This is a genomic window from Pseudomonas sp. 1L-C-7-B-C1, from assembly GCF_057291635.1.
Map to the genome: position 1 here is coordinate 1 of NZ_JBXAWH010000017.1, position 22,355 is coordinate 22,355.

Consider the following 22,355-nt stretch of genomic DNA (forward strand, 5'->3'; position numbering starts at 1 on the left):
CCCACAGCTACAACGGCTACTGTTCGCCTGTAGCTGCGGAGCGAGCGGCTGCTTGAAAACCTAAATGGGTGTCCAGAATCACTTGACCAGTTCAAGCCGGCTCCTACAGGGGGTTGCGTTCGACGCAGGCTACGCACGTCCCGTGTAGAAGCGCGCTTGCCCGCGAAAAGATTCACGCGCCACTAAGACGAGGCTGAAACCCCGCAGACGGATTCACAGATGCGACGCAGATTACGCCGTCGGCACGGTCCGTTACCGGCGGGCGTTCTTCACCGAGATCTGGTCATTCAGCGTCCAGAAGTCGTACAGCACGCCCAGCAGCGCCAAACCTCCCGTGAACAGGTAAATGATCCCGGTGATCCATTTGCCCTGATACATCCGGTGCACACCGAACACACCCAGAAAGGTCAGCAGAATCCAGGCGAGGCTGTAATCGGTCGCACCTGCGTTGAATCGCAGGTCCGCTTCCCGATCCATCGCCGGGATCAGGAACAGGTCGATCAGCCAGCCAATGCCCAACAGCCCCAGCGTAAAGAACCAGATCGTGCCGGTGACCGGTTTGCCGTAATAGAAGCGATGAGCGCCGGTAAATCCCACAATCCAGAGCAAATAGCCCATGACCTTGCTGTGGGTGTCCGGACGTTGAACGTCAGGTTGATAGGTGTTCATTGTTGACCTCGTCTGCTGCAATAGAAAAAAATATGCGTAAGTTTTGTGACTTTAGTGACGCCGTCCGACGTATGGCTTGAACCTCTTTTCAATCGTGCAAACCCTTGTTCTGCAAGGTGATCAGGCAAGCAAGCTGACGATTTTGCCGCCAAAACTGACTTCAAGGGCAGTAAATTGTTCGACAAGGGGGCTCAGAATTTCGCAAAAAGCTGTTATAAAGTTGCGCGCTGACCAACATGAGCCCTGCCTAATGCGTCCATTTTTCAAGACATGGCTGACTATTTGTCTATTTATGCCACTGGCCGCCCACGCCACCAATCGTGAGCAAACGCTTCCACCGAGCTTCACCGGTTTCACCGCCAGGTCCGAGTCGCCGGAATCCGTTTCACGCAATATTGCTGCTCAACGGGCTGCAATGGCTGCACTGGAACAGACGGCTACTCCACTCGAGTCCTCTGGCAAGCGAGCCAAAGCTGTTAAGGGTAAATCGTCCCGCAGCACTCGCAAAATTTCGCAGAACACTGTCGCCCTGGCCAACACGGCGCAGATGGGTACCAAACAGAGCAGCACTGTGGTCAACCGGGCCGTTAACGCCATCGGTACACCTTATCGTTGGGGCGGCACCAGCCCAACAAAAGGGTTCGACTGCAGCGGACTGGTGAAATATGCCTTCAACGACGTGAGCGAAGTCGATCTGCCGCGCACGTCCAACGCCATGGCCGAAGGTCACGGTCAAAAGGTAGACCGCAAGGATTTGAAGCCGGGCGACTTGCTGTTTTTCAACATCAAGAGCCGCAAGGTGAACCATGTTGCCATCTACCTCGGCAACGACCGCTTCGTTCACGCGCCACGCCGTGGCAAATCCGTGACGATCGATACGCTGAAGAAGCCGTACTGGGACAGCCATTACGTCGTCGCAAAGCGTGTGCTGCCAAAGCAGCCGCCGAGCCAGAAGGGCACTGTGCGCATCGCCCAGCGTTGATCGCACACGCCGCCTGAAAACACTGTGGGGAGCGAATTGATTCGCTCCCCACAGTCGTTTGCCTTCCTGATCAGAAATTATCCGGCGTTTTCGCCTTCTCCCGCGCACTCTCGCGCGTGATCAGCCCCTTGCTGATCAGATCCTTCAGGCACATGTCCAGCGTCTGCATCCCCAGCGATCCCCCGGTCTGAATCGAGGAGTACATCTGCGCCACCTTGTCCTCGCGAATAAGGTTACGGATCGCCGACGTGCCGATCATGATTTCGTGGGCCGCGACCCTGCCTCCGCCGACCTTCTTCAGCAGCGCCTGAGACACGATGGCGTGAAGCGATTCGGAAAGCATCGAGCGGATCATCGACTTCTCCTGCGCCGGGAACACATCGACGATGCGGTCGATGCTCTTGGCAGCGGACGTGGTGTGCAGCGTGCCGAACACCAGGTGGCCGGTTTCGGCTGCCGTCAACGCCAGGCGGATGGTTTCGAGGTCGCGCAGCTCGCCCACCAAAATCACGTCAGGGTCTTCTCGCAGCGCCGACCGCAGTGCTTCGGCAAAGCCGTGGGTGTCGCGATGGACTTCGCGCTGGTTGATCAGGCTTTTTTTGGACTCGTGGACGAATTCGATCGGGTCTTCAATGGTGAGGATGTGGTGATGCTTGTTGCTGTTCAGGTAATCGACCATGGCCGCGAGGGTGGTCGACTTGCCCGAGCCGGTCGGGCCGGTGACCAACACCAGGCCGCGGGGCACGTCGGTAATCTTGCGAAACACTTCGCCCATGCCCAGCTCTTCCATGCTCAGGACCTTGGATGGAATGGTCCGGAACACCGCGCCCGCGCCGCGATTCTGGTTGAACGCGTTGACCCGAAAGCGCGCCACGCCTGGGACTTCGAAGGAAAAGTCTGTCTCCAGGTCCTCCTCGAAGTCCTTACGCTGCCTGTCGTTCATGATGTCGTAGATCAGCGCCTGAACCTCTTTCTGGTCCAGTGCGGGCAGGTTGATCCGCCGCACATCACCATCGACGCGAATCATCGGTGGCAGGCCGGCAGAGAGATGCAAGTCCGACGCGCCTTGCTTGGCACTGAAGGCCAGCAGCTCGGTAATATCCATACAGCTCCTCATCACATAGAATGCCGCAGACTTTAGCCCTGCTGGCGCAAATCAATGTCCACGATAGCAGAGAACATTTCAACGCTCGCCGAGCGAATTCATAGCGCGGCCCAAGCGGTCGAGCGTGACCCGGCGTCTGTCGGCCTGTTGGCGGTGAGCAAGACCAAACCGGCGAGCGACCTGCGGGAAGCCTACGATGCCGGCCTCCGCGATTTTGGCGAGAATTACCTTCAGGAAGCCCTCGGCAAACAGGCTGAATTGAGCGACCTGCCCTTGATCTGGCATTTCATCGGCCCCATCCAGTCCAACAAGACTCGCGCCATCGCCGAGCACTTTGCCTGGGTGCATTCCGTGGACCGTCTGAAAATCGCGCAGCGGCTGTCCGAACAGCGTCCGCCAGAACTGCCGCCACTGAACATCTGCATTCAGGTCAACGTCAGCGGCGAGGCCAGCAAGTCAGGCTGCGACCCTGAAGACCTGCCCGCACTGGCCCAGGCGATCAGCGTGCTGCCCAACTTGAAACTGCGCGGCCTGATGGCCATTCCCGAACCCACCGATGATCGCGACGAACAGAACGCTTCGTTCGCCGCCGTCAGCGCCCTGCAGGCACAACTGGGCCTGCCGCTGGACACGCTTTCCATGGGCATGAGCCACGACCTCGAAGCCGCCATCGCACAAGGCGCGACCTGGGTGCGGATTGGCACTGCCCTCTTTGGCGCCCGCAATTATGGGCAGCCTTAACCTTTGCCCCACAGGAAACCGTTCATGAGCAAAACCCGTATCGCGTTCATCGGCGCCGGCAACATGGCTGCCAGCCTGATTGGCGGCATGCGCGCCCAGGGCGTCGACGCTGAGCTGATTCGCGCCAGTGACCCCGGCGCAGAAACCCGCGAGCGCGTGGCAAAAGAACACGGCATCAAAGTGGTTGCCGACAACGCCGAGGCCATTGAAGGCGCCGATGTGGTGCTGCTGGCGGTCAAGCCGCAAATGATGAAAGCCGTGTGCGAAGCGCTGAAGCCGGCACTCAAGCCTCATCAATTGGTCGTATCCATCGCCGCCGGGATCACCTGCGCCAGCATGCGGGCCTGGCTGGGCGAGCAACCCCTCGTGCGCTGCATGCCGAATACCCCGGCGCTGTTGCGCCAAGGTGTCAGCGGCCTGTACGCCACGGCGGATGTCACTCCGGCCCAACGCGAGCAGGCCGAGACGTTGCTGTCGGCGGTCGGGATTGCACTGTGGGTCGATGAAGAAGCCCACATCGACGCGGTGACGGCGGTGTCGGGCAGCGGCCCGGCGTATTTCTTTCTGCTGATCGAAGCCATGACGGCCGCAGGCGTCAAACTCGGCCTGCCGGCTGACGTGGCCAGCAAACTCACCCTGCAAACCGCGCTGGGCGCGGCATTGATGGCCACCGGCAGCGACGTCGACGCGGCCGAACTGCGTCGCCGAGTGACATCCCCTGCGGGCACCACTGAAGCCGCCATCAAATCTTTCCAGGCCGATGGCTTCGAAGCCATTGTGGAGAAGGCGCTGGGCGCCGCTGCACATCGCTCCGCCGAACTCGCCGAACAGCTGGGCAAATAAGGAGCAATTCATGAATGCACTCACCGGCGCCACGATTTTCGTCATCCAGACGCTCATCAGCCTGTACCTGACCATCGTTCTGCTGCGCTTTGTGCTGCAGCTGGTCAAAGCCAACTTCTACAACCCGCTCTGCCAGTTCGCCGTCCGTGCAACCCAGCCGTTGCTCAAGCCCATCCGGCGCATCGTGCCGAGCGTCTTCGGACTCGACACGTCCTCGCTGCTGCTGGCAATCGTCATTCAGGCGCTCTTAATGGCCTTCGTACTGATGATGACCTACGGCACCATCGGCGATGTCCCGCACCTGTTGATGTGGTCGATCATCGGTATCACGTCGCTGCTGCTGAAGATCTTCTGGGTCGCGATGATCATCATGGTCATCGTTTCGTGGATTGCTCCAGGCAGCCACAACCCGGCCGCTGAACTTGCCTACCAGATCAGCGAACCGATCCTGGCGCCGTTCCGTCGCATCATCCCCAACCTGGGCGGCATGGATATCTCGCCGATCTTCGCCTTTATCGCGATTCAGGTGCTGCAGTCCTACGTCATGCCAGCGCTGGCGGCCTATGCCAGCATGCCGCAAGAGCTGTGGCGGTTGATCTGACTGTCAGGGCGACGGCCTGATTTGCCGTCGCCCTTTTCCCTGTCTGACTAAAGTCGCATCCGCGATGCCGCGGGCTGAATCCAAAGCGTCACCCTCCGCGAATTCAGCCATTTAGTTTGTTGCCGCGCCCCCGCGCGATCTTTAGACTTACGCCTCATTTCAGCGAGAGCAGGTCGATGTCCACGGTCTTTCCCAAAGATTCTGTCGGTCTAGTCACGCCGCAAACGGCGCATTTCAATGAGCCGCTGGCCTTGGCCTGCGGACGCTCGTTGCCTGCCTACGATCTCATCTACGAAACCTACGGTCAGCTCAACGCCGCCAAAAGCAACGCGGTACTGATTTGCCACGCGCTTTCGGGTCATCACCACGCGGCGGGCTACCACAGCGCAGATGACCGTAAGCCGGGCTGGTGGGACAGTTGCATCGGCCCCGGCAAGCCTATCGACACCGATAAGTTCTTCGTCGTCAGCCTGAACAACCTCGGCGGCTGCAATGGCTCCACAGGTCCCAGCAGCCTCAACCCGGAAACCGGCAGGCCCTTCGGCGCCGACTTTCCGGTGTTGACGGTCGAAGACTGGGTGCACAGCCAGGCGCGGCTTGCCGACCGGCTGGGCGTCGATCAATGGGCCGCCATCGTCGGCGGCAGTTTGGGCGGCATGCAGGCGCTGCAATGGACGATCACCTACCCCGAGCGCGTGCGGCACTGTCTGGCGATTGCTTCTGCACCCAAGCTGTCGGCGCAGAACATCGCGTTTAACGAAGTCGCGCGGCAGGCGATCCTGACGGACCCCGAATTCCACGGCGGCTCGTTTCAGGAACACGGCGTGATCCCCAAGCGCGGCTTGATGCTGGCGCGCATGGTCGGGCACATCACGTACCTGTCCGATGACTCGATGGGTGAGAAATTCGGCCGGGGCCTGAAGAACGAGAACCTCAACTACGACTTCCACAGCGTGGAGTTCCAGGTCGAAAGCTACCTGCGGTATCAGGGCGAGGAGTTTTCCGGGCGCTTCGACGCCAACACCTACCTGCTGATGACCAAAGCGCTGGACTACTTTGATCCGGCCGCCAACTTCAACGACAACCTCGCCGCCACCTTCGCCAACGCCAGCGCCAGGTTCTGCGTGATGTCGTTTACCACTGACTGGCGCTTCTCCCCGGCCCGCTCGCGGGAACTGGTCGATGCGCTGATGGCGGCGAAAAAGGACGTCTGTTATCTGGAAATCGATGCGCCCCAGGGCCACGACGCATTCCTGATCCCGATCCCGCGCTACTTGCAGGCTTTCTCCAGCTACATGAACCGAATTGCACTCTGAGGACACCATGAGAGCCGACCTGGAAATCATCCAAGACTGGATACCGGCAGGCAGCCGTGTGCTCGACCTCGGCTGCGGCGACGGCGAATTGCTGGCCTGGCTGCAGGAGCACAAGCAAGTGACGGGCTACGGCCTGGAGAACGACGCCGACAACATCGCCCGTTGCGTGGCGCGCGGCGTCAATGTCATCGAACAGGATCTGGACAAAGGGCTGGGCAACTTCGCCAGCAACAGTTTCGATGTCGTGGTCATGACCCAGGCGCTTCAAGCCGTGCACTACCCCGATCGCATCCTCGACGAAATGCTGCGCGTGGGCCGCCAGTGCATCATCACCTTCCCCAACTTCGGGCACTGGCGTTGCCGCTGGTACCTGGCGAGCAAGGGGCGAATGCCGGTTTCCGAGTTCCTGCCGTACACGTGGTACAACACGCCGAACATCCACTTCTGCACCTTCGAAGATTTCGAAGAGCTGTGCCGGGGTCGGTCGGCCAAGGTCATTGATCGGCTGGCAGTCGATCAACAGCATCGGCACGGCTGGGCCAGCAAGCTTTGGCCTAATCTGTTGGGGGAAATCGGCATCTATCGCGTCAGCAGCCCGGGCTTGCAGGACCACCAGATTGCCGTGTGACCAGCGACTCAGGCAGGTGAAGCCTTGCCAGCCAGCGTCTGCACCGAAGTAAAGAGCCGAAGACAGCGACGCAAACTGGCTCAGGTTCAATCAGCAGATTTTCACGCAGCCGATTTTCACGGACTCATCATGACCCTCACCCAGCTTGTACTGGCCAGCCACAACGCCGGCAAACTCAAAGAACTCCAGGCCATGCTCGGCGCGAGCGTTCAGCTGCGCTCGATTGGCGAGTTCAGCACCGTAGAGCCCGAAGAAACCGGGCTGTCGTTCGTCGAGAACGCCATCCTCAAGGCGCGCAATGCTGCGCGTATTTCCGGTCTGCCGGCGCTGGCCGATGATTCAGGACTGGCCGTGGATTACCTGGGCGGTGCGCCGGGCATTTACTCCGCGCGTTACGCCGACGGTCAGGGTGATGCGGCGAACAACGCCAAATTGCTGGACGCCCTCAAGGACGTACCCGCCGAACAACGCGGCGCCCAGTTCGTCTGCGTTCTGGCACTGGTGCGCCACGCCGACGACCCGCTGCCGATCCTCTGCGAAGGTCTGTGGCACGGCCGCATCCTCACCGCCGCCAGCGGCGAACACGGCTTTGGCTATGACCCGCTGTTCTGGGTGCCGGAGCGCAACTGTTCAAGCGCCGAACTCACCCCGGCCGACAAGAACCAGATCAGCCACCGGGCCCGCGCCATGGCCCTCCTGCGTCAGCGTCTGGGGCTGAGCCCTGATCAACAATGACTCAGGATTCCACCACCCGGCCGCTGATTCTCGGCGCGGCCGGCTTCTCCTCTGAGCAGCCACGGCCGCCCCTTACCGAGCTGCCGCCGCTGTCGCTGTACATCCATATCCCGTGGTGCGTGCGCAAATGCCCGTACTGCGATTTCAACTCACACACGGCAAGCCCGGTGTTGCCGGAGCAGGAATACGTCGACGCGCTGCTGGCCGATCTCGATCAGGACCTGCCCCACGTCTATGGCCGCGAGCTGAGCACGATCTTTTTCGGTGGCGGCACGCCCAGCCTGTTCAGCGCCGATGCGCTGGGCCGTTTGTTGCGCGGCGTGGAACAACGCATCCGCTTCGCCCCAGACATCGAGATCACGCTGGAAGCCAATCCCGGCACCTTCGAGCAGGTGAAATTCAGCGCCTATCGGGGCCTGGGCATTAATCGGCTGTCCATCGGCATCCAGAGTTTTCAGGAAGCCAAGCTCAAGGCGTTGGGGCGTATCCATAACGGCGATGAGGCCGTGCGCGCTGCCGACATGGCGCGTCGGGCGGGTTTTGATAATTTCAATCTGGACCTCATGCACGGTCTGCCGGACCAGTCCCAGGAAGACGCCCTCGGCGATCTGCGTCAGGCGATCGCCCTCGCCCCGACGCACCTGTCCTGGTATCAGCTGACCCTTGAGCCGAATACGGTGTTCTGGAATCAGCCGCCCACGCTGCCGGAAGACGACATTCTCTGGGACATTCAAGAGGCCGGTCAGACGCTGCTTCGGGAAAACGGCTACGCCCAATACGAAGTGTCTGCCTACGCACAGCCGGAGCGCGAAGCCCGGCATAACCTGAATTACTGGGGCTTCGGGGACTTTATCGGGATCGGCGCGGGGGCCCATGGCAAGCTCAGCCACCCGGACGGGCGCATCATCCGCACCTGGAAAACCCGGCTGCCCAAGGATTACCTCAATCCGGCCAAGGCCTATCAGGCTGGCGAAAAGCTGCTGCCATTGGATGAGATGCCCTTTGAATTTTTGATGAACGCCCTGCGCCTGACAAAAGGCGTGGACGCTGCATTATTTCAGCGACGCACCGGTCTAAGCGTCGATTCGCTCGCTAGCGCCCGTTTTGAGGCGGAACAACGCGGCTTGCTGGAGGCCGATCCGTTACGGCTGGTGGCGACCCCTCGCGGCCAGTTATTCCTCAACGACCTGCTGCAGCACTTTCTTCTGTAAGGCTCAATACTAAGGACACTGAATGGAATTCGTACTCGACTTGCTGGCCACCGTCTCGCGCTGGAGTCGCAGCAACTTGTCGGAAATCGCTTTGGCCTTGGTGGGCTGCCTGCTGATTCTGTTCGGGACCGACATCAAGGGCTGGATCGAAGGCCGCCTCGGCAGCTTTACCGGCGCCTTGCGCATTCCGATCATGGCGTTGCTCTGCACCGTCGGCAGTGGCGCTGCACTGATTTATGCCACGCCGTGGGTCGTGCGCGGCCTGAGCCAGTTCAACAACTACAGCCTGGCGCCGGTGTTGCTGGTGGTACTGGTACTGATCGGGGTGGTGGCTGATCGGAAATAACCGGCCGGAAACGTAAAAGCGCCCCTGCCCGCGGGCGCGGGAGGGGCGCTCTCTAGAAATCACACTCCGCTGTTGCCGAGTGCGATCAGCCCATTAGCGAATGCTCTGGATGCTGCCTTTGTTGCCGGTCACTTTCACGTTCACTTGCTTGAAGATGAAGTAATCGTTGACGGTGACTTCGTAACGCGGCGCCACGATCAGGTCGGAACCGGACGATTTGACGGCCTTGAAGGCCGCGGCTGCTTTGGTGGAGGAGATCGGGTCCGGCAGAGGGAGGCCCATGCCACCGCCGCTCGCGCCGCCGTAGGTCACGCCGTCCGCAAACTGCGTATCGCCGCCGATGTTCAACCAGCCGAACAGAACATTGGTGGACGACTCGCCGCTGATGGCTTCACCGACTTTGACGTCAGCCTTCAGATCAGTCTTCACGTCGCCGGACAGCGAAGCGCTTGGCTGGCTGACGTTGTAGCTGACACACCCGCTGGTGGTCGCAATCAGCGTGGCGATTGCAGCCATTTGCCAAAACTTGTTCATCTTCATTCCTCGTCATCAATATTGATATATGCAACGGCGGGGACTATGAAGATCAGAACTGAAAAGGGATGTCGGACGATTCCGAAGACCCTGTAGCTTTATTAGGAAGAAATCGAAGGGTGCGTCATACAAGGCGAACTGTTGGCTGAAATGCGCTGTAAAAACTCAAAAGCGGCCGCTACCGGGCCGCTTCTGGTCAAGAAGTAATCAGGCCAGCTTCTCGAACTTCAGGTCCCAAACCCCGTGACCGAGGCGTTCCCCACGGCGCTCGAATTTGGTGACCGGACGCTCCGCAGGGCGCGGAACGCATTTGCCGTCTTCTGCCAGGTTGCGGTAACCCGGCGCTACGTTCATCACTTCCAGCATGTATTCGGCATACGGCTCCCAGTCGGTTGCCATGTGCAGCACGCCGCCGGGCTTCAATTTGGTACGCACCAGCTCGGCAAATTCGGCCTGAACGATGCGGCGCTTGTGATGGCGGGACTTGTGCCAAGGGTCCGGGAAGAACAGCATCAGCCGATCCAGGCTGTTGTCGGCCACGCAGCGGTTGAGCACTTCGATCGCATCGCAATCGTAAACGCGCAGATTGGTAAGCCCTTGGGTCAGCACGCCATTGAGCAAGGCGCCGACACCCGGACGGTGCACTTCCACGCCGATGAAGTCCTGCTCTGGTGCCGCAGCGGCCATTTCCAGCAACGAGTGACCCATGCCGAAACCGATTTCGAGGGTACGCGGGGCCGAACGGCCAAAGACCTGATCGAAATCAACCGGGGCATCCGCCAGCGGCAGCACGAACAGCTCCTTGCCCTGATCCAGGCCGCGTTGCTGGCCTTCGGTCATTCGACCGGCGCGCATTACGAAGCTCTTGATGCGCCGGTGATGGCTGTCATCGTCTGGCGCTTTGGCATTTTCGTCATTCATCACTTCATCGTCCGGAAGCGGGTCGGGCGTTTGCGAATCAATCATCAACAGGCTCTTACTTGATCAGACCATCCAGCGGCGAGGACGCGCTGGCATAGAGTTTCTTGGGCATACGGCCGGCCAGGTAAGCCATGCGTCCCGCCAGAATGGCGTGTTTCATGGCTTCGGCCATCAATACCGGGTGTTGCGCGTGGGCGATGGCCGAGTTCATCAGCACCGCTTCACAACCCAGCTCCATGGCGATGGTCGCGTCGGACGCAGTGCCGACACCGGCATCCACCAGCACCGGGACTTTCGATTCTTCGAGGATGATCTGCAGGTTGTACGGGTTGCAGATCCCCAGGCCAGTACCAATCAGGCCCGCGAGGGGCATCACTGCGCAGCAGCCGATTTCGGCGAGCTGGCGGGCGATGATCGGGTCATCGCTGGTGTAGACCATGACGTCGAAGCCGTCCTTGACCAGCGTTTCGGCCGCCTTCAGGGTTTCGATGACATTGGGGAAAAGGGTTTTCTGGTCAGCGAGGACTTCCAGCTTGACCAGATTGTGGCCATCGAGCAGCTCGCGGGCCAGGCGGCAGGTGCGCACGGCCTCGATGGCGTCGTAGCAACCCGCAGTGTTCGGCAGGATGGTGTAGCGGTCCGGCGGCAGCACGTCGAGCAGGTTCGGTTCGCCCGGGTTCTGCCCCAGGTTGGTCCGGCGCACTGCAACGGTGACGATCTCGGCGCCCGAGGCTTCGATGGCCAGACGGGTCTGTTCCATGTCCGTGTACTTGCCAGTGCCGACCAACAGGCGCGACTGAAAAGTCCGACCGGCCACGGTGAACGGCTTGTCGCTGCGAACGTTGCTCATCTGAAATCCTCTTTACGGTTGAGGTTCTTGCAGTGCTTGCGGACCAGGCCCGCAGCGCGTCGAGGGGCTAGCCGCCACCGATGGCGTGCACCACTTCGACCTGATCGCCTTCGGTCAGCGCCGTGGCGGCATGCTGGCTGCGCGGAACAATGTCCAGATTGAGCTCGACGGCGACTCGGCGCCCGGTCAGATCCAGAAGTGACAGCAGTCCCGCGACGGTCTCGCCATCGGGCAGCTCAAAGGATTCACCGTTCAACTGAATGCGCATGCGAGAGGGCAGCCATCATTTTAGGGGGCGAGCATTCTAGCCCGATCGGTCGGTATGACCAAGGCAAAGCCACGCCATTCGTCTCAGGCGTGGCCGAGTGCTTGCGACGCGTCCGCGACAGACGCGCGCTCCAGACGGGATTAAAGCGTGTCGAGTCCCAGGCGCCATGCCGTCCAGCCGAGAATCGCCCAGCCGATCAGGAAAAACAGGCCACCGAACGGGGTGATGATCCCCAACTTGGTCGCGCCGGTCAGCGTCATCAGGTAGAGGCTGCCGGAGAACAGGATGATGCCCAGGGTGAAGGAGATCCCTGCGTAGGTGACAAGCCGGCCCTGAATCTGCATCGCCAGCAGTGCCACGCCGAAAATCGCCAGCGCATGGATAAGCTGGTAGAGCACGCCGGTGTGGAAGACCGCCAGGTACTCGGGGGTCAGGCGGTTTTTCAGGCCATGGGCAGCGAACGCGCCAAGGGCGACGCCGGTGAATCCGAAGAAGGAGGCCAGCATCAGAAAGGTTCGTAACATGTACAACTCCAGGCAAGTTCAATGACGCGTGGTCTGTATAATGGCCCGCTCAACCGGTTCGGCCAAGCCATCTCTATGCTGCAATTACTTCTCCGTCGTGTCGCCAAAGGCCTGCTCTGGTTCGCAGCGGCAAGTGTCGTGCTGGTGCTGATTTTCCGCTGGGCCCCTCCTCCGTTTACCGCTTTGATGGTCGAACGCAAGATTGAATCCTGGTTTGACGGTCAGCCCATTGACCTGCAGCGCGACTGGGAGTCATGGGACCACATCTCAGATGACCTGAAAATCGCCGTCATTGCGGGCGAGGACCAGAAGTTCGCCGAGCACTGGGGTTTCGATATCGACGCCATTCAGGCAGCACTGGTTCATAACGAACGCGGCGGCTCCCTGCGCGGGGCCAGCACGCTGAGCCAGCAGGTGTCGAAAAACCTGTTCCTGTGGTCGGGGCGCAGTTACTTTCGCAAGGGCCTGGAAGCCTGGTTCACCGGGCTGATCGAGGTGTTTTGGTCCAAGCAGCGCATTCTCGAGGTGTACCTGAACAGCGTGGAATGGGACGACGGTGTTTTCGGTGCTCAGGCCGCTGCGCAGCATCACTTTCATGTGAATGCGAGCCAGCTGTCCACGCAACAAGCGAGCTATCTCGCCGCCGTCCTGCCCAACCCAAGGGAATGGAGCGCCAGCCATCCCAGCAGCTACGTCGCAGGTCGCGCGAGCTGGATCCGCCAGCAGATGCGTCAGTTGGGTGGGGATGAGTATTTGATGGGGTTAAATCACAGTCGCAGGTGGTGAGCCCCAGTCTGGCTTTATAGCTTTCGTAGGACTGGCTTTAGCCGGGAAAGCGTTATGCGTCACGCCCCAAGCCTGATGGTGCTCAACCCGGCCTCTTCCCGGCTGAAGCCGGTCCTACTCAGAAACCGCGTCCAGCCTGCGGGATGGGCAGGGTCAGATTCGCGTTCACGCTGTTAGTAGTTTCCGCATCAGGCGCAATACACCCCACAAACAAAAACGCCTCGATCAACTCGGGGCGTTTTGGGTTTCAGCGCAGCGATCAGGCAGCGATCGACAGTTTCAGCTTGTTCATCGCGCTCTTTTCGAGCTGACGAATACGCTCGGCAGAGACGTTGTACTTCTCGGCCAAGTCGTGCAGCGTGGCCTTTTCTTCCGCCAGCCAGCGCTGATACAGAATGTCGCGGCTGCGATCGTCGAGCACGTTCAGCGCTTCGTGCAGGTTGGCCGTCGAGCTGTCAGTCCAGTCGGAATCTTCCAGCTGACGCGCCGGATCGTAACGATGGTCTTCCAGGTAGTTGGCTGGCGACTGGAAGGCGCTGTCATCGTCGGCTTCTGCCGCCGGGTCGAAGGCCATGTCGTGGCCAGTCAGACGGCTTTCCATCTCGCGCACTTCACGGGGCTCAACGCCCAGACTCTCGGCGACGCGATGCACTTCTTCGTTGTTCAGCCAGGCCAGACGCTTCTTCTGGCTGCGCAGGTTGAAGAACAGCTTGCGCTGAGCCTTGGTGGTCGCGACCTTCACGATGCGCCAGTTGCGCAGGATGAACTCGTGAATCTCGGCCTTGATCCAGTGCACGGCAAAGGACACCAGGCGCACACCCATCTCGGGGTTGAAGCGCTTCACGGCCTTCATCAGGCCAACGTTACCTTCCTGAATCAGGTCAGCCTGAGCCAGTCCATAACCGGAATAACTGCGTGCGATATGCACGACAAATCGCAGGTGGGCGAGCACCATCTGCCGAGCCGCTCCCAAATCCTGCTCATAGTAGAGACTCTCGGCCAGTTCACGCTCCTGCTCAGGCGTCAGCAGTGGAATGCTGTTTACCGTGTGCACATAGGCTTCCAGGTTCGCACCCGGGACTAAAGCATACGCAGGTTGCAAAGAATTGGTCATACGAAAAACCTCCGACACATAACTCGTGCAGTTCAGCACTGCGAAATTGACCGGGAACCGCTAGACAAGTTCCCTGAGCTGAAAAGTCAATAGGTGAAACAAAATTTACTAACGATGAAGCTACTCAACACTAACGAGGCGCCAACTCTCTCAAATGGCGTGCTACTGCAATCCACGCACCGATATACCCCAACAGCACCGCCCCAAGCAAGAGCGACACACCGTCAGACACTGGCACGCCGGCAAGGGCAAAATCACTGCCGTACAGCCCGGCCAGCTTGACCACCGCATCGTTCAGCCAGTCCAGCCCGAACGCTAGCACGCCCCAGGACAAGACACCTGCACCCAGCCCGTACAACGCGCCCATATAAAGGAAAGGCCGGCGAACGTAGCTGTCTGTGCCGCCTACTAATTTGATGACCTCGATTTCCGTGCGACGGTTCTCGATGTGCAGACGAATGGTGTTACCGATGACCAACAGCAGTGCTGCGACCAGCAATACCGTCAGGCCAAACACGAACCGATCACCCAGCTTCAAGATAGCGGCTAAACGCTCGACCCAGACCAGGTCCAGTTGTGCCTGCTGCACTTTTGGCAACTCGGCCAGCTGTGTACGTAATGCTTCCAGCGCGGCTTTGTCAACTTCCAGTGGTGTAACCAGCACGACACCGGGCAGCGGGTTTTCAGGCAGTTCCTTGAGCGCCTCGCCCAGCCCGGACTGTTTCTGGAATTCGTTCAGCGCCTCATCGCGGCTGATGTACTCAGCGTCAGCGACGCCGCCCATTTCCTTGATCTGACGAACAAGGCCTTCTCCCTCGCTCGGCGACGCATCCAGCTGCAGATACAGGGATATCTGCGCCGCACGCTGCCACGAACCGCCAAGACGCTCGACATTGCTTAGCAACAATGACAAGCCCATCGGCAAGCTCAGCGCGATGGCCATCACCAGACAGGTAAAGAAACTGCCGATGGGCTGCTTGCCGAGACGGCGCAGGCTGTCCAGCAGGCTTGAGCGGTGGGCCTCGAGCCAGGCGTTGAACAACTCACCGAAACTCGGGCCGTCATCGTCATCGCGTTTCTTTTTCTTTTGCGGCGCCGGGTCTGAAGCTTTGGGCGCTACGCGTTCGGAAACCTTGGGGCTGCGAGTGGCACTCATACGCCTGCCTCCCCGTCGCCGATCAGTCGGCCGCGCTGTAACGTCAGCATGCGGTGGCGCATCCGTGCGATCAGTGCCAGGTCGTGGCTCGCAATCAGCACGCTGGTGCCCAAGCGGTTGATGTCTTCGAACACGCCCATGATTTCAGCTGCCAGCCGCGGGTCGAGGTTACCGGTGGGTTCGTCTGCCAGCAGCAGGGCCGGACGGTGAACGATGGCGCGGGCGATGCCGACGCGCTGTTGCTGACCAGTAGACAAGTCACCCGGATACAGCTCGGCTTTGTCGGATAACGCAACCCGCTCAAGGGCCGAATCGACGCGCTTGACCACTTCGGTCTTGGACAGGCCGAGGATCTGCAGCGGCAGCGCAACGTTATTGAACACCGTGCGATCAAACAGCAACTGGTGGTTCTGAAACACCACGCCAATCTGCCGACGCAAAAAAGGAATCTGCGCAGTGCTGATCTGGCCCAGGTCCTGACCCGCCAGCAGAAGCTTGCCAGTGGTAGGACGCTCCATCGCCAGCAGCAGGCGCAGCAAAGTGCTCTTGCCCGCGCCGGAGTGACCTGTCACAAACAGAAATTCGCCACGACGTACTCGAAAGCTCAGCTCATGCAGGCCGACGTGTCCGTTCGGATAGCGTTTACCGACCTGTTCGAAACGAATCATGGGCGCTCCCGCTCGGCGAATAGGGCTTGGACGAACGGCTCGGCTTCGAAGGTGCGCAGATCGTCGATGCCTTCACCCACGCCGATATAGCGAATCGGCAGGCCAAATTGCTTCGCCAGGGCGAAGATCACGCCGCCTTTGGCGGTGCCGTCGAGCTTGGTCAGCGCAAGGCCGGTCAGCTGGACGGTCTGGTTGAACTGTTTGGCCTGGTTGATCGCGTTCTGACCCGTACCCGCATCCAGGACCAGCAGGACCTCGTGCGGCGCGTCGGCGTCGAGCTTGCCGATCACGCGGCGAACCTTCTTCAGCTCTTCCATCAGGTTGTCTTTGGTGTGCAAGCGGCCTGCGGTGTCAGCGATCAACACGTCGATGCCGCGGGCTTTTGCAGCCTGAACGGCATCGAAAATCACCGAAGCCGAATCAGCGCCCGTGTGCTGGGCAATGACCGGGATTTTGTTGCGCTCGCCCCAGACCTGCAGTTGCTCAACGGCTGCAGCACGGAAGGTGTCACCCGCCGCCAGCATGACTTTTTTGCCTTCAAGCTGGAGCTTCTTGGCGAGCTTGCCAATGGTGGTGGTTTTACCCGCGCCGTTGACGCCCACGACCAGAATCACGAACGGCTTGTGCTGTGCCGTGATGACCAGCGGAGCTTCCACTGGCTTGAGCATTTCGGTCAGTTCATTTTGCAGCGATTTGTACAGCGCGTCGCTGTCAGTGAGCTGCTTGCGCGCCACTTTTTGCGTCAGGTTGCGCACGATTGCCGACGTTGCTTCCACCCCAACGTCCGCGGTCAGCAGACGGGTTTCCAGCTCGTCGAGCATGTCGTCGTCGATGGCTTTTTTGCCAAGGAACAGGCTGGCCATGCCTTCGCCCAGGCTGGCACTGGTTTTCGACAGGCCCTGCTTCAGGCGCGCGAAAAAACCAGGCTGCTTGGGTGCGGTGGTTCCTTCGAACGGAACAGGTGGCACGCTGGTTTCAAGAACGGGCACAGCGGCCGCGGCTGGAACCATCGGTGCTGTCGTCAACGGCGGCGTCAGCGAAGGAAGATCATTGCCGGAAACCGGATCAGGCAGTGCGACCGGGGTCGGCTCGATGGACGGAGCCACATCGAACGACGTTGTGTCGATGACCGTCGGTTGAGCAGGCACTTCAGCCACAGAAGCGGCGGCGGATTCCACGTTGGATTCGGTGTGTACCGGAATGGGCGGCGTGACGTGAGGCTCGCGCTCATCGGTGAAGGCGACGGGCTCTTCGGCAACGGGCAGGTGAAGCCAGGGATCTTCGATAGGGGCCGAAAGCGCTTCAATCGTAGCGGTTTGTGGCAAGGGTTGCGGCGCGTTTTGCGGCGCGCGCTCGGCCGGGATGGCCGGGGCGTTATGCTGCTCAGCAACCGCCGGGGCCTGATCGGGCACGGACTCTGGCGCTGGAGCGGGGGCATTCTGAGGCGGCTCGGGAGTGACTTCCTGCGGCTTTTTGCGCAGCCATCCGAACAGGCCTTTCTTCTCGCCAGCCGGGGCTGGGGTCTTCTTGTCGTCGTTGGAACCAAACATGGAGGACGGCTATCTCACGGTAACGACGCGCCAGAGCGGCGCCTCTGAAAAATTCTGTATGCGAAACAGACTGCTTTTATGTCCGCTTGTTCATAGGTTGCCCGCGTCAAATGATCGGACCTCGCCAGGCCGTCCTACACGCTAATTCAGGCCAAGTCTTACAAGGTCTGTTTACGGCTCGGACATCTTAGCCATAGTCGTCAGGCAAACTGGCCGCTATCCTAACACCCCCGCGCCCGCTGACGCTAAGCAGGCCGTCTCCAAGGTTCAAATCACGAATGAATGCTCTAGCCCGCTGTGCCGCAGGCCTGCTGCTCAGCACAATCTGTTTGCCCTTCGCCGCATCGGCTGCCGACCCTCAACCCACCACCGAATTCACGCTGAATAACGGCCTGAAGGTCATCGTGCGTGAAGACCACCGCGCACCGGTCGTGGTTTCGCAGGTCTGGTACAAGGTCGGCTCCAGCTACGAGACGCCTGGCCAGACGGGCCTGTCCCATGCGCTGGAACACATGATGTTCAAGGGCAGCTCGAAGGCGGGGCCCGGCGAAGCATCGCTGATCCTGCGTGACCTGGGCGCGGAGGAGAATGCGTTCACCAGTGACGACTACACCGCTTATTACCAAGTGCTGGCCCGTGATCGACTGGCGGTTGCCTTCGAACTGGAAGCCGACCGCATGGCCACCCTGCGCCTGCCCCCTGAGGAGTTCGCGCGGGAAATCGAAGTCATCAAGGAAGAACGCCGCCTGCGCACCGATGACAAGCCGAACGCCAAGGCCTACGAGCGCTTCAAGGCCATCGCCTACCCCGCCAGCGGCTACCACACGCCGACCATTGGCTGGATGGCAGACCTTGAGCGCATGAAGGTCGAGGAGCTGCGCCACTGGTATGAATCCTGGTACGTGCCCAACAACGCCACGCTGGTGGTGGTCGGCGACGTGAAGCCCGATGAGGTGAAAGCCTTGGCTGAGCGCTTCTTCGGTCCGGTGCCGCGCCGGGATGTACCGCCGTCGAAAAAACCGCTGGAGCTGGCCGAGCCTGGCCTGCGCCAGATCACCGTGCATGTCGCCACGCAGATGCCGAGCCTGATGTATGGCTTCAACGTGCCGAGCCTGGCCACCGCCACCGATCCACAGTCAGTCAACGCACTGCGCCTGATTTCGGCCTTGCTCGATGGCGGCTACAGCGCGCGCATTCCGACCCGCCTGGAGCGCGGCGAAGAACTGGTCACCGGCGCGGCGTCCGACTACGACGCTTACACCCGTGGGGACAGCCTGTTCACCGTCAGCGCCACGCCCAATCAGCAGAAGAAGAAAACCCTCGCCGACGCTGAAGCCGGCATCTGGCGCCTGCTCGACGAACTTAAAACCAAGCCGCCCGCCAAGGAAGAGCTGGAACGGGTCCGGGCCCAGGTGATCGCCGAATTGGTCTATGAGCGCGATTCTATTACCAGTCAGGCCAGCACCATTGGCGAACTGGAAACGGTGGGCCTGTCCTGGAAGCTCATTGATGAGGAACTGGCCGGGTTGCAAAGCGTGACACCGGAAGACATCCAGAAAGCCGCCCGTACTTACTTCACCCGCGAGCGCCTCGCCGTTGCGCATGTTTTGCCTGAGGAGAAAGCCCAATGAGCCAGCGCAACGAATCCCGCTTTGCGCTAACGCGGGCGTGCTCATTCGCACTCGCCGTGACGTTTGGCCTGTTGGGCGCGGCGTCGGCGATGGCAGAGACCGCCGCGGATGCCCCTAAGGCCATCGACAAGGCCGCCAGCACGCTGGAGTCCCTGAAGGAGCTGGACGGTAAAGCGCCCGCTCGCCGTTCGCTGAACATTCAGTCGTGGAGTACCGCCGAAGGCGCTCGCGTGCTGTTTGTCGAAGCCCATGAGCTGCCGATGTTCGACATGCGCCTGCTGTTCGCGGCGGGCAGCAGCCAGGACGGCGCCAACCCCGGCATCGCGCTGGTCACCAACGCGATGCTCAACGAGGGCGTCAAAGGCAAGAACGTCAGCGCCATCGCCGAAGGTTTTGAAGGGTTGGGCGCTGATTTCGGCAACGGCTCCTATCGCGACATGGCGATCGCTTCGTTGCGCAGCCTGAGCGCCGCCGACAAACGCGAGCCTGCGTTGAAACTGTTTGCTGAAGTGGTGGGCAAACCCACGTTTCCGGCGGACTCGCTGGCGCGAATCAAAAACCAGTTACTGGCAAGTTTCGAATATCAAAAGCAGAACCCGGGCAAGCTGGCAGGCGATGAGCTGTTCAAGCGGTTATACGGCAATCATCCTTACGCGCACCCAAGTATGGGCACGGCGAAAAGCATAGCGCCTCTGACTTTGGCTCAGCTGAAAGCCTTTCATGCCAAGGCCTACGCCGCTGGCAACGCAGTCATCGCGCTGGCTGGCGACCTGACACGCGCAGAGGCGGAAGCAGTTGCGTCCCAGGTTTCCGCCGCGCTGCCGAAAGGTCCGGCGCTGGCACAAACCGTTGCACCGACCGAACCCAAGCCGAGTGAAACTCACATCGAGTTTCCGTCCAAGCAGACGCACCTCATGCTGGCTGAACTGGGCATTACCCGAGGCGATCCTGAGTACGCGGCCCTGTCACTGGGCAACTCGATCCTCGGCGGCGGCGGTTTCGGCAGCCGTCTGATGACCGAGGTGCGGGAAAAACGCGGCCTGACCTACGGCGTGTCTTCAGGCTTCACGCCGATGCAGGCACAGGGTCCGTTCATGATCAGCCTGCAGACCCGCGCCGAACTGAGTGAAAACACGCTCAAGCTGGTCAAGGACATCACCCGTGACTTCCTTGCCAACGGCCCGACCCAGAAAGAACTCGACGATGCCAAGCGCGAACTGGCCGGCAGCTTTCCGCTGGCGACTGCCAGCAATGCGGCCATCGTTGGGCAACTGGGCGCGGTCGGCTTCTATAATCTGCCGCTGACCTACCTTGAAGATTTCATGATGCAGTCCCAGAGCGTGACGGTCGAGCAGATCAAGACCGTGATGAACAAACATCTGGACGCTGACAAGCTGGTGATCGTGACTGCAGGTCCGACCGTCCCGCAGAAGCCACTGCCGCCCCCTACTGACAAACCCGCCGAGCAACCGCTCGGCGTTCCGGAGCACTGATGACCTCGACTTCCAAGTTGCCACGTATCCACAAAGGGCACAAAATCCACACGGGCCTCGGCCAACTGCGGATCATCGGCGGCGAATGGCGCAGTCGGCGTCTGAGTTTCCCTGACGCCCCCGGTCTGCGCCCGACGCCGGATCGTGTGCGTGAAACCCTGTTCAACTGGCTGGCGCCGTACATCGAGGGCGCGCGCGTCCTCGATCCGTTCGCCGGCAGTGGCGCGCTGTACCTTGAAGCCCTTTCCCGCGGCGCCAGCATGGGTCTGGCGCTGGACACCAACTCGATGGCGATTTCCAGCCTGCGCGAGCACCTCGGTACGCTGCGTTGCACGGTTGGCAAAACCGCGACCGGCGACGCCCTTCGCCATCTGGAAACCCAGCCGGCCGAACACTTCGACGTGGTGTTCCTCGACCCGCCATTTCACCAGGACCTACTGATGCCTGCGTGCACGCTGCTGGAAGAGCGTAACTGGCTGGCGGACAACGCGTGGATCTACACCGAAAGCGAAACCGCGCCCTCCACGCTGGGCATGCCGGCCAACTGGCGCCTGCACCGCGAGAAGAAGGCCGGTCAGGTGCACTACGCGGTGTGGGAACGCAGTGTCGTCGCGAGCTGACCTTCCCGGGTTTACCCCAGCGTTCGGCCTGGGCAACCCGCACTTGCAGACGCTGTGGGGACCGCTCTGGCGTCCGACCACTCACCTTGAGCGCCGGCGCGAGCGCGTCTGGCTTGAGGACGGGGATTTCCTCGACATGGACTGGCACGGCCCACACGACGCCACTGTGCCGGTCGTGCTCGTGCTGCACGGTCTGACCGGCTCGTCCAACTCCCCCTATGTCGCCGGGCTGCAGCACGCCATGGAAAAACGCGGCTGGGCAAGTGTCGCCCTTAACTGGCGAGGCTGTTCAGGAGAGCCAAATCTGTTGCCTCGCAGCTATCACTCGGGCGCCAGCGAAGACCTTGCCGCCGTGATCGATCATCTGCGCAAGGCCCGGCCATTGGCGCCGCTTTACGCTGTCGGGTATTCCCTCGGCGGCAACATCTTGCTCAAGCACCTCGGCGAAACTGGCCTCGACAGCCACCTGCAAGGCGCTGCGGCGGTATCCGTACCGTTTCGTCTGGACGAATGCGCCGACCGGATCGGGCTGGGCTTCTCCAAGGTCTATCAACGCCACTTCATGCGCGAGATGGTCGGCTACATCAAGGACAAGCAGAGACGCTTTCAGCATGAGGGCCTCAGCGACGGGCTAGCGGAACTGGCGGCCTTGGGGTCGTTGAAAGACATGCGCACCTTCTGGGACTTCGACGGGCGCGTGACAGCGCCGCTCAATGGATTCGTGGACGCCCATGATTACTACCGGCGCGCCTCCAGTCGGTACTTCCTCGGCGCCATCCGCACGCCAACCCTGCTGATTCAGTCCCTTGATGACCCGTTCGTGTTCAAGCACAGCCTGCCTGAAGCCTCTGAGCTGTCGTCCAGTACGAAATTCGACCTGCAGAAACAAGGCGGGCACGTGGGTTTTGTCGGCGGCACGATTAGAAAACCGACGTATTACCTGGAGCAACGGATTCCGGCGTGGCTGACGGATGTCCATGGCGCGCAGACAAACCGCTAACGCCTGCACGATCGTTCAAGACACGTACGCGCCACCCGCATAACATCGGGACATAAGGAGAAA

At 60.7% G+C, this 22,355-nt stretch carries 25 protein-coding genes; 14 read left to right on the top strand and 11 right to left on the bottom strand.

Annotation, left to right across the window (positions count from 1 at the left end):
- Positions 1-252: 252 nt before the first annotated feature.
- Complete coding sequence (locus tag AC0Z8Z_RS23045) at positions 253-669, bottom strand: NINE protein (protein WP_122536400.1); 417 nt, start codon at positions 667-669, stop codon at positions 253-255.
- Positions 670-919: 250 nt separating this feature from the next.
- Between AC0Z8Z_RS23045 and AC0Z8Z_RS23050 the strand changes: the two genes are divergently transcribed.
- A complete protein-coding gene (locus AC0Z8Z_RS23050; RefSeq protein WP_122624414.1) occupies positions 920-1,651 on the top strand; it encodes a C40 family peptidase in 732 nt (243 codons plus the stop codon).
- 70 nt (positions 1,652-1,721) lie between these two features.
- Here the strand turns inward: AC0Z8Z_RS23050 and AC0Z8Z_RS23055 are convergent, their stop codons facing one another.
- Complete coding sequence (locus tag AC0Z8Z_RS23055) at positions 1,722-2,756, bottom strand: type IV pilus twitching motility protein PilT (protein WP_065991152.1); 1,035 nt, start codon at positions 2,754-2,756, stop codon at positions 1,722-1,724.
- A 54-nt stretch (positions 2,757-2,810) separates the two neighbouring features.
- Between AC0Z8Z_RS23055 and AC0Z8Z_RS23060 the strand changes: the two genes are divergently transcribed.
- The 8 genes from AC0Z8Z_RS23060 to AC0Z8Z_RS23095 all read left to right on the top strand — a co-directional run bounded on the left by AC0Z8Z_RS23060 (position 2,811) and on the right by AC0Z8Z_RS23095 (position 9,177).
- Positions 2,811-3,497 carry a YggS family pyridoxal phosphate-dependent enzyme gene (locus AC0Z8Z_RS23060; protein WP_485620646.1) on the top strand — a complete coding sequence of 229 codons (687 nt, stop codon included), beginning with the start codon at positions 2,811-2,813 and terminating at the stop codon, positions 3,495-3,497.
- 24 nt (positions 3,498-3,521) lie between these two features.
- Positions 3,522-4,340 carry a pyrroline-5-carboxylate reductase gene (gene proC, locus AC0Z8Z_RS23065; RefSeq protein WP_485620647.1) on the top strand — a complete coding sequence of 273 codons (819 nt, stop codon included), beginning with the start codon at positions 3,522-3,524 and terminating at the stop codon, positions 4,338-4,340.
- A gap of 10 nt (positions 4,341-4,350) precedes the next feature.
- On the top strand, positions 4,351-4,941 hold the full coding sequence (locus tag AC0Z8Z_RS23070; RefSeq protein ID WP_485620648.1) for a YggT family protein: 591 nt from the start codon (positions 4,351-4,353) through the stop codon (positions 4,939-4,941).
- A gap of 176 nt (positions 4,942-5,117) precedes the next feature.
- The gene (metX, locus tag AC0Z8Z_RS23075) at positions 5,118-6,257 is read left to right on the top strand and encodes a homoserine O-succinyltransferase MetX (RefSeq protein WP_485620649.1); all 1,140 of its coding nucleotides are present in this window, start codon (positions 5,118-5,120) and stop codon (positions 6,255-6,257) included.
- Between the two features lie 7 nt (positions 6,258-6,264).
- On the top strand, positions 6,265-6,885 hold the full coding sequence (gene metW / locus AC0Z8Z_RS23080; RefSeq protein ID WP_122536395.1) for a methionine biosynthesis protein MetW: 621 nt from the start codon (positions 6,265-6,267) through the stop codon (positions 6,883-6,885).
- A 126-nt stretch (positions 6,886-7,011) separates the two neighbouring features.
- The gene (rdgB, locus tag AC0Z8Z_RS23085) at positions 7,012-7,620 is read left to right on the top strand and encodes an RdgB/HAM1 family non-canonical purine NTP pyrophosphatase (protein ID WP_485620724.1); all 609 of its coding nucleotides are present in this window, start codon (positions 7,012-7,014) and stop codon (positions 7,618-7,620) included.
- Entirely contained in the window at positions 7,617-8,831 is a 1,215-nt protein-coding gene (hemW, locus tag AC0Z8Z_RS23090; RefSeq protein ID WP_485620650.1) for a radical SAM family heme chaperone HemW, read from the top strand. Before rdgB ends, hemW begins: the two co-directional genes overlap by 4 nt.
- Before the next feature lie 22 nt (positions 8,832-8,853).
- The gene (locus AC0Z8Z_RS23095; protein ID WP_122536392.1) at positions 8,854-9,177 is read left to right on the top strand and encodes a DUF3392 domain-containing protein; all 324 of its coding nucleotides are present in this window, start codon (positions 8,854-8,856) and stop codon (positions 9,175-9,177) included.
- 93 nt (positions 9,178-9,270) lie between these two features.
- Here AC0Z8Z_RS23095 and AC0Z8Z_RS23100 read toward each other — a convergent pair whose 3' ends face one another.
- From AC0Z8Z_RS23100 to AC0Z8Z_RS23120, 5 genes are all read right to left on the bottom strand, one after another.
- Positions 9,271-9,711, bottom strand: a complete 441-nt coding sequence (locus tag AC0Z8Z_RS23100) for a hypothetical protein (RefSeq protein WP_065991133.1) — start codon at positions 9,709-9,711, stop codon at positions 9,271-9,273.
- Positions 9,712-9,918: 207 nt separating this feature from the next.
- The gene (trmB, locus tag AC0Z8Z_RS23105) at positions 9,919-10,632 is read right to left on the bottom strand and encodes a tRNA (guanosine(46)-N7)-methyltransferase TrmB (protein WP_205487239.1); all 714 of its coding nucleotides are present in this window, start codon (positions 10,630-10,632) and stop codon (positions 9,919-9,921) included.
- A gap of 55 nt (positions 10,633-10,687) precedes the next feature.
- On the bottom strand, positions 10,688-11,482 hold the full coding sequence (locus AC0Z8Z_RS23110) for a thiazole synthase (protein WP_065991132.1): 795 nt from the start codon (positions 11,480-11,482) through the stop codon (positions 10,688-10,690).
- 67 nt (positions 11,483-11,549) lie between these two features.
- A complete protein-coding gene (thiS, locus tag AC0Z8Z_RS23115; protein WP_485620651.1) occupies positions 11,550-11,750 on the bottom strand; it encodes a sulfur carrier protein ThiS in 201 nt (66 codons plus the stop codon).
- Positions 11,751-11,890: 140 nt separating this feature from the next.
- The gene (locus AC0Z8Z_RS23120; protein ID WP_065991125.1) at positions 11,891-12,274 is read right to left on the bottom strand and encodes a DUF423 domain-containing protein; all 384 of its coding nucleotides are present in this window, start codon (positions 12,272-12,274) and stop codon (positions 11,891-11,893) included.
- A 75-nt stretch (positions 12,275-12,349) separates the two neighbouring features.
- Between AC0Z8Z_RS23120 and mtgA the strand changes: the two genes are divergently transcribed.
- Positions 12,350-13,060, top strand: coding sequence for a monofunctional biosynthetic peptidoglycan transglycosylase (mtgA, locus tag AC0Z8Z_RS23125; RefSeq protein WP_485620652.1), 711 nt, complete (start codon positions 12,350-12,352; stop codon positions 13,058-13,060).
- Positions 13,061-13,319: 259 nt separating this feature from the next.
- On the opposite strand, the gene rpoH is transcribed toward mtgA, so the two are convergent.
- The 4 genes from rpoH to ftsY form a co-directional block, all read right to left on the bottom strand.
- The gene (gene rpoH, locus AC0Z8Z_RS23130) at positions 13,320-14,174 is read right to left on the bottom strand and encodes an RNA polymerase sigma factor RpoH (protein WP_065991120.1); all 855 of its coding nucleotides are present in this window, start codon (positions 14,172-14,174) and stop codon (positions 13,320-13,322) included.
- A 130-nt stretch (positions 14,175-14,304) separates the two neighbouring features.
- A complete protein-coding gene (gene ftsX / locus AC0Z8Z_RS23135) occupies positions 14,305-15,330 on the bottom strand; it encodes a permease-like cell division protein FtsX (RefSeq protein ID WP_485620653.1) in 1,026 nt (341 codons plus the stop codon).
- A complete protein-coding gene (gene ftsE / locus AC0Z8Z_RS23140) occupies positions 15,327-15,998 on the bottom strand; it encodes a cell division ATP-binding protein FtsE (protein ID WP_037018829.1) in 672 nt (223 codons plus the stop codon). The genes ftsX and ftsE overlap by 4 nt, the downstream gene beginning before the upstream one ends.
- Positions 15,995-17,548, bottom strand: coding sequence for a signal recognition particle-docking protein FtsY (gene ftsY / locus AC0Z8Z_RS23145; protein WP_485620654.1), 1,554 nt, complete (start codon positions 17,546-17,548; stop codon positions 15,995-15,997). Before ftsY ends, ftsE begins: the two co-directional genes overlap by 4 nt.
- A 278-nt stretch (positions 17,549-17,826) precedes the next feature.
- On the opposite strand from ftsY, the gene AC0Z8Z_RS23150 reads away from it, so the two are divergent.
- Genes AC0Z8Z_RS23150 through AC0Z8Z_RS23165 form a run of 4 tightly spaced genes read left to right on the top strand, consistent with a single transcriptional unit; the run spans position 17,827 to position 22,292 of the window.
- The gene (locus AC0Z8Z_RS23150; protein ID WP_485620655.1) at positions 17,827-19,179 is read left to right on the top strand and encodes a M16 family metallopeptidase; all 1,353 of its coding nucleotides are present in this window, start codon (positions 17,827-17,829) and stop codon (positions 19,177-19,179) included.
- A complete protein-coding gene (locus tag AC0Z8Z_RS23155) occupies positions 19,176-20,672 on the top strand; it encodes a M16 family metallopeptidase (protein WP_485620656.1) in 1,497 nt (498 codons plus the stop codon). The genes AC0Z8Z_RS23150 and AC0Z8Z_RS23155 overlap by 4 nt, the downstream gene beginning before the upstream one ends.
- Entirely contained in the window at positions 20,672-21,292 is a 621-nt protein-coding gene (gene rsmD / locus AC0Z8Z_RS23160; protein WP_485620657.1) for a 16S rRNA (guanine(966)-N(2))-methyltransferase RsmD, read from the top strand. The genes AC0Z8Z_RS23155 and rsmD overlap by 1 nt, the downstream gene beginning before the upstream one ends.
- A complete protein-coding gene (locus AC0Z8Z_RS23165) occupies positions 21,276-22,292 on the top strand; it encodes a hydrolase (protein ID WP_485620658.1) in 1,017 nt (338 codons plus the stop codon). The genes rsmD and AC0Z8Z_RS23165 overlap by 17 nt, the downstream gene beginning before the upstream one ends.
- The last annotated feature ends 63 nt before the right edge of the window (positions 22,293-22,355 follow it).